Below are 6,478 nucleotides of genomic sequence, written 5' to 3'. Positions count from 1 at the left end.
GGCGTAGGATATTTGAGAGGAGCTGTCCCTAGTACGAGAGGACCGGGATGGACGAACCTCTAGTGCACCAGTTGTCACGCCAGTGGCACAGCTGGGTAGCTATGTTCGGAAAGGATAACCGCTGAAGGCATCTAAGTGGGAAGCCTGCCTCAAGATAAGATATCCCGTCCGCGTAAGCGGCCTAAAGGCCCCTGGAAGACTACCAGGTTGATAGGCTGGAGGTGTAAGTCCGGTAACGGATTTAGCTGACCAGTACTAATCGGCCGTGCGGCTTAGCCACCTCTTTTTTTCACAAATTGCCATTGAATTTATTTGTACTATAGCCAATTTTTCCTGGTGGTTATAGCGGAGGGGAAACACCCGTTCCCATTCCGAACACGGAAGTTAAGCCCTCCAGCGCTGATGGTACTGCCCAGTAGGGTGGGAGAGTAGGACGCTGCCAGGACCTATTTAAAGGTTCCGCAAATAATTTGCGGAACCTTTTTTTATCAATTGTTGTAAAAAATATCACTTGAAGCTTCTTTATGAGAAATGTAATGTCATATATGACAACATTGATTGTAAAAATGTCATTCATTTTTCGCATAAAATGTTTCAAAAATCAACTAACCTATTGAAAATAATGATTATATTTGTTCTTGTTTTTTCTATAAAAAATGGCATAGAAAATGCATATATTAGGGGGCAAAAAAATAACCCTCTAACTTACGGAAAGGAAAAATGAAGAAGAAACAGAAAAAACAAAAATCAAAAACAGGATACCTTTATTACAATAACCGTGGCGTCTTTTTCAAAAACCGCGGCTTTTACACAAAAGCAATAGAAGAATATGAAAAAGCAATTTCATTGAATCCGAATTTTGATAATGGATACTATAATCTTGGTTCTGCCTATTATGAAATGGGAAAGTTTGAAGAAGCTCTAAAAAAATGGAAGACAGGACTGAATATTAATAAAGAAAATGCTTTAATTAAGCAGGGAATTCAAAAACTGATTCCTCTACTTAAAGTAAATTCTCGTTAATGCTTAAATCAATTATTGTTATATAAGAATTTGCACAAGCGGCAGATATCAAGAGTGTGCATTTTCTTTGCTTTCTTTTATTAATTCTGCGGCAATGCTTATAGCTATTTCTTGAGGAGATTCACTATGAATTGGAATGCCTATTGGTGAGTGCACTCTTTTAATATCCTCTTCTGAAAATCCTTTGGCTTTTAATGAGTCGAAAATTCCCTTCAATTTTGAACGGCTTCCAATCATTCCAATATAAAAGGCATCTGTTTTGAGACTTTCTTCGAGCATCATTTTATCATATTTATGCCCTCGTGTTACAATTACGATATATGTGTTATGATTTACCGAAATTTTTTCAAAAACCTTTTCAAATTCACTTACTATAACATTATCTGCTTCAGGAAATCTCTCTCTTGATGCATATTCTTCTCTATCATCAGTAACTGTGACATTAAAATCAAGCATTTTGCATATTTTTGAAAGATACAAAGATATATGGCCTGCGCCAAAAATAATTACATTTTTTTGAGGAGCTAATGATTCAATCAAAACTTTCATTTTGCCGCCGCACATTTGGCCTTCGCCATCAAGCTCATCATCAAGAAGGTCAAATTCTAAGATTTTTAGTCCGCCTTTTCTGATAATTTCCTTTGCTTCTTCATAAACTTGTCCTTCAACACATCCTCCACCGATTGTGCCTCTAATCGTGCCATCTTCAACTACAATCATTTTTGCGCCTTCTTCTCTTGGTGTTGAGCCCTTTGTCTCTATAACAGTAATCAAGGCTGCAGCTTTTCCTTCTTTTTTCAGCTGTTGGATTTCATCATAAATATCCATTTTCTATTTCCTCCAACATTTTCTTGTAATCCTCTTCAGTGTCCAAGTCGATAACAACTCCTCTGCAATCTACATCGACTTCGAGAATTTCATTTTGGTGTTTTTTAATAATGTCTTTGAGACACCTAATTTTAGGAGATAGTATCTCATTTTTCAAAGAGTTATCAAGTATCAAAGGATGTCCCTTGATTCCCTCATAAACTGGCATCACAATTCTTTTTTCACTGTTTAAAAAAGCGTCGATTAGGATATTGATCGTCTTGGAGTCAATCAAAGGATGTTCTCCTAAAAAAATCATTAAAGGTAAGGTGTCTTTTTTTAAAAATTGTGTTCCGCAAACAACAGATGAGAACATATCTGCATTTTCAAGGTTGTTGAACACGATTTCTATTTTTTTATGATTTGGAATATGTTTCAAAAATTCTTTATCATTCTTTCTGGCAACGACAACGATTTTTGTTGTATTTGAATTTAATAAATTGAATAATACATAATCAATTACTTTTTTATCTTTCAAAGGAAGGAGAAGTTTTGATCTTCCCATTCTTCTCGATTGACCTGCGCACAAAAGAATAGTAGAGACCATATATCTATCAAGAAGACTTTTCTTTTAGTGCTTTAAATACTCTTTCAGGTGAAAGAGGAAGTTCAGAAATAGCAACTCCTGTCTTTTTGAATACTGCATCTGCAATGGCTGGGGCAGTGGGAACGACAGGAGGTTCTCCTATGCCTTTGCTGCCATATGGGCCATCCTTTGAATAATCTCCTTCAAGAATAATAATTTCTTTTTCTGGTACATCTTTGATCGTAGGCACTGCGTAATCTGAAAAGTTATCAGTCAATGCCTTTACATCATTGAAAACAATTTCTTCTAAAACAGCAAATCCTGTTCCCTGCAAGATTGCTCCTTCAACTTGGCCCTTGAGCAATAAAGGATTCATAATCTTTCCCACATCATGGATTGCAGTTATCTTTTTAACATCAACTTTCCCAGTTTCTGTATCAACATCCACTTCTGCCATTTGGAGTCCAAAAAGAGTTGCATTGTATTCGGCAACAGATGATGCCTCTTTCATAAGTACTTTGCCGAGCTTGTGCCTTGAATATTTTGAAATTTCAGCAAAACTAACTGATTTGTCCGTCCCTTTTTTTACCGCTTTTTTAGCAGAGATTTCAATTTCAGACTCATCACTGCATTCAAGACGTTCCATTGCAATTTTTATGATTTCAGATTTTAAAGACTCAGCAGCGCTTTTCACAACATGGCCAACATTGTAAATTGTTCCGCTTCCAGTTGATGGAGGAGTGACAGGCGCTGTTGAGCTGTCCTGATATATTATTTCAACATCATCAGGTTCAACAGAAAAAACATCGCAAACAATTTGGACAAATATTGTCCTTGCTCCAGTTAAATCACATACTCCGGTTATGATAAGGATTCTACCGTCATCGCTTAAACGAAGCAGGATTGATGAAGGACCAGCTCGTGTTTCCCAAATGCAGGCGGCTATTCCAACTTCATCCCTTTTTGGATTTTTATCTAAAAGTTCTTTAGCTTTATCCAGAACAGTGAGAAAGGAATTTCCGTTTATTGGTTCGCCGGATACTCTTACATATCCATTTGTTACAGCATTTTTCTTGCGAATTTCAATTGAATCCATTCCAAGTTTTGAGGCCGCTCTGTTTATCATTGACTCCAAAGCGAAACAATATTGAGGCACTCCCGGAGCTCTAAATGAAGTGCCGCTAATTTTGTTCGTATATACAGCATAACCTTCTAATTTTGCATTTGGTATTTTATAGGGACCGCAAGCATTGTTTGTTGCCGCATACATCATAATTGGGCCAAAATCGGAATATGCTCCAAGGTCATAATAGATTTGTGAATGAAGAGCAGTAATCGAACCATCTTTTTTGACTCCCAATTTGATTTTTGTAGTAGCAGGGAATCTTGGTTTCCCATAAAGGAATTCTTCATCTCGTCCTACTGTTATCCTAACGGGTTGTCCTGCTTTCATAGACAATGCACATACTAAAGGTTCAACACAAAGCGAAACTTTTCCACCGAAGGCTCCTCCACTTTCTACAGGCATTACTTTTACTTTTGTAATAGGCAATGAAAAAATTGCCGCTAATTTTTGTTGAATGAAAAAATAGCCCTGTGTTGAAGTCCAAACATTGAATCCTTTTTCAGGGTGCCACAAGGCAAGGGAAACATGTGGCTCAATAAAGCAGTGGTGTACCTTCGATGTTTTGAATGTGTCTTCTATTACGACATCTGCTTCTTCAAATCCTTTTTCTATATCCCCTTGGCACAGTTCCATTGAAGAACACAAGTTGCCTTCTATTCCCATTGATTCTGCCAAACCCTCTTTTATTAGGTCATCATGAACAAGAATGGAATCAGTTTCAAGCGCTTTTAAAGGGTCTGAAAGATGCGGAAGCTCTTCGATTTCTACTTTGATTTTGCTCAATGCTTCATTTGCAGCTTCCTCGTTAACAGCAGCCACAGCAGCAATCTTTTCTCCTATAAATCTGACTTTTCCTGTGGCAAGAATCATTTCATCTTCCATTATGAGCCCGGTTCTTTTTACTTTGAAATCTTCTGATGTTATGACTGCTTTAACTCCCGGGACTTTTAATGCCTCTGAATAGTCGATATTTTTGATGATTCCATGGGGGACTTGACTGTATAAAATTTTACCAACAAGGATTTTTTGTGGTAAAACTACATCACCTGTGTAAACAGCCTTTCCTCGTGCTTTATCTTTTGATTCTATTCTTGGAATTGCTTTTCCTATCACGGTATTTATCCTTTAATTATTTTTTCTCTTTTGAATAAGATCTTTTATTGCACGAATAATGCTTTCATAACCCGTACAACGGCAAATATTCCCTGCTAAATAATGTTTTATATCTTCATCAGATGGGTTTTCATATTCTTCGAGAAGACTCTTTGCCATTAGAATCATACCGGGTGAACAAAAACCGCATTGAATTGCTCCATTTTCAATGAATGCTTCCTGAATCGGATCAAGTTCTCCATTTTTCGCAAGTCCTTCAATTGTCGTTATTTCACCGCCGTTAGCTGATAAAGCCAACACAAGGCAGGAATTTACAGGGATGTTATTGAGAAGCACAGTGCAAGCTCCGCATTCACCCATACCACAACCTTCTTTTGTGCCCTTGAGGTTTAATTTTTCTCTTATAACTGAAAGAAGTGTTTCATTCTCGTCAACAAGTAGTTCGACTTCTTCGCCATTGACTGTGAATTGTAGAATTTTTTTCATATTAAATTAATCACTTTAGCGATGATAACCCTCGTGCTACCAAAGATTTTACCATTTCCCTTCTATACCAAGCAGAAGCTCGTGCATCATCAATAGGATTTGATTCGTCAGAAGCACATTGAGCTGATTCTACTATCAATTTGTCATTAAGGACATTGCCTCTAATCATTTCTTCGGCTTTCTTTGCTCTCATAGGTACGGGCGCAACTGAACCTAATGCTATTCTAATATCCGTTATCTTATTGTCATCATCTTTCAGAAGATTTATACAGACAGCAACAACAGCAATATCCATAGCCCGCCTTTTCGAATGAAAAATAAAAACTCCTTTTCCATCATTTTTGGGTATAAAAATGTGTGTTAGCATCTCATCATCGGCTTTAGCAGTAATGCCATTGCTGATGAAAAAGTCATTGATCGAGATCTTTCTTGATCCTCCTTTCTTTTCAAGCAATACTTCTGCATCAAGAGCTAACAGAGGAAGTGCCAGATTTGCGCATGGTGAAGCATTACAGAGATTTCCTCCTATTGTTGCCCGATTCCTAATTTGTACAGAACCAAGCATTGCAGCAGATTTTTGAAAAAAAGGATACTTTGAAGCAATCAAATCTGATTTTTCAATTTCTCTTACTGTTGTAAAAGCTCCTATGTTTAAGTTACCTGCCTTGTCTTCTTCTATTGAATTTAAGATATTCGATGGTTTTAAATCAATTAGAACTGAAGGCGTTTTGACCTCATCTTTTATTGCAAGGAGAAGGTCAGTGCCTCCTGCAAGTACAGCGGCATTAGTGCTATGCTCTGCTAAAATAGCAAGTGCTTCTTCTTGGTTTTTTGGTGAAATGTATGTGAAATTCAATTTTTTACTCTAAATCTTTTTTAAATAAACAGCGTGGAATATAAAAAAAAAATAAAGGCAAGTCAAACTAAAAACATTCTTAATTGTCTATCATTCCGACTTTTCTCAATCAAAGATACCACTTTCAATGCAACTGATTTTTGTCAAACTTGAGTTAGATGAATGTAAATCAAAAAAAATTTTTTTACTACTTGATTTTTTGAAAAACTGTATTATTTTATTTGCAGCCTAGACTAGAAAAATTATTTTAATAACCTCAAATAAGCTATGAAATGGGCAAAAATAAGTGATTACAAAATAAAAAAAATTTTGAAATGTTTTTCTGAAGATTTGACTGCAACACAGACAGCCAACCTCTTGGGGATTAATAGAAATACAGTCAATAGATACTATCAGATTTGTAGGGAAAAAATAGCATCTTATCTTGACTCGCTTAATAAGAATATTGGTTTGGAGAAAAATCATACAAATTGGATTGTTG

Annotated in this window: 8 protein-coding genes and 2 rRNA genes; 5 read left to right on the top strand and 5 right to left on the bottom strand. The window is 36.4% G+C overall.

Features of this window, described 5'->3' with window-relative positions; genetic code table 11:
• The 4 genes from D6734_07365 to D6734_07350 form a co-directional block, all read left to right on the top strand.
• A 23S ribosomal RNA gene (locus tag D6734_07365) occupies positions 1-287 on the top strand; the annotation flags it as partial.
• Positions 288-332: 45 nt separating this feature from the next.
• Positions 333-445 (top strand): 5S ribosomal RNA (rrf, locus tag D6734_07360).
• A 66-nt stretch (positions 446-511) separates the two neighbouring features.
• Positions 512-724 (top strand): hypothetical protein, encoded by a 213-nt coding sequence (locus D6734_07355; GenBank protein RMF94587.1) that lies wholly within the window; start codon positions 512-514, stop codon positions 722-724.
• Positions 721-1,023, top strand: coding sequence for a tetratricopeptide repeat protein (locus tag D6734_07350; GenBank protein ID RMF94586.1), 303 nt, complete (start codon positions 721-723; stop codon positions 1,021-1,023). The genes D6734_07355 and D6734_07350 overlap by 4 nt, the downstream gene beginning before the upstream one ends.
• Before the next feature lie 48 nt (positions 1,024-1,071).
• Here D6734_07350 and xdhC read toward each other — a convergent pair whose 3' ends face one another.
• From xdhC to D6734_07325, 5 genes are read right to left on the bottom strand one after another with little or no spacing between them, the layout of a single operon-like run.
• Entirely contained in the window at positions 1,072-1,851 is a 780-nt protein-coding gene (xdhC, locus tag D6734_07345) for a xanthine dehydrogenase accessory protein XdhC (protein ID RMF94585.1), read from the bottom strand.
• Positions 1,838-2,437: a nucleotidyltransferase family protein gene (locus D6734_07340; GenBank protein ID RMF94584.1), complete on the bottom strand. Its 600-nt coding sequence runs from the start codon at positions 2,435-2,437 to the stop codon at positions 1,838-1,840. The genes xdhC and D6734_07340 overlap by 14 nt, the downstream gene beginning before the upstream one ends.
• A gap of 7 nt (positions 2,438-2,444) precedes the next feature.
• Positions 2,445-4,655, bottom strand: coding sequence for a xanthine dehydrogenase family protein molybdopterin-binding subunit (locus D6734_07335; GenBank protein RMF94583.1), 2,211 nt, complete (start codon positions 4,653-4,655; stop codon positions 2,445-2,447).
• Positions 4,656-4,667: 12 nt separating this feature from the next.
• Complete coding sequence (locus D6734_07330; GenBank protein RMF94582.1) at positions 4,668-5,141, bottom strand: (2Fe-2S)-binding protein; 474 nt, start codon at positions 5,139-5,141, stop codon at positions 4,668-4,670.
• 10 nt (positions 5,142-5,151) lie between these two features.
• The gene (locus D6734_07325; protein RMF94581.1) at positions 5,152-5,997 is read right to left on the bottom strand and encodes a xanthine dehydrogenase family protein subunit M; all 846 of its coding nucleotides are present in this window, start codon (positions 5,995-5,997) and stop codon (positions 5,152-5,154) included.
• 267 nt (positions 5,998-6,264) lie between these two features.
• On the opposite strand from D6734_07325, the gene D6734_07320 reads away from it, so the two are divergent.
• Positions 6,265-6,478: hypothetical protein (locus D6734_07320; protein ID RMF94580.1), on the top strand; the 214-nt coding region annotated here is incomplete at its 3' end.

This window comes from Candidatus Schekmanbacteria bacterium (genome assembly GCA_003695725.1).
GTDB lineage: Bacteria > Schekmanbacteria > GWA2-38-11 > GWA2-38-11 > J061 > J061.
Note: the sequence above shows the minus strand (reverse complement) of the source record. Positions and strands in the feature narration are given on the sequence as shown.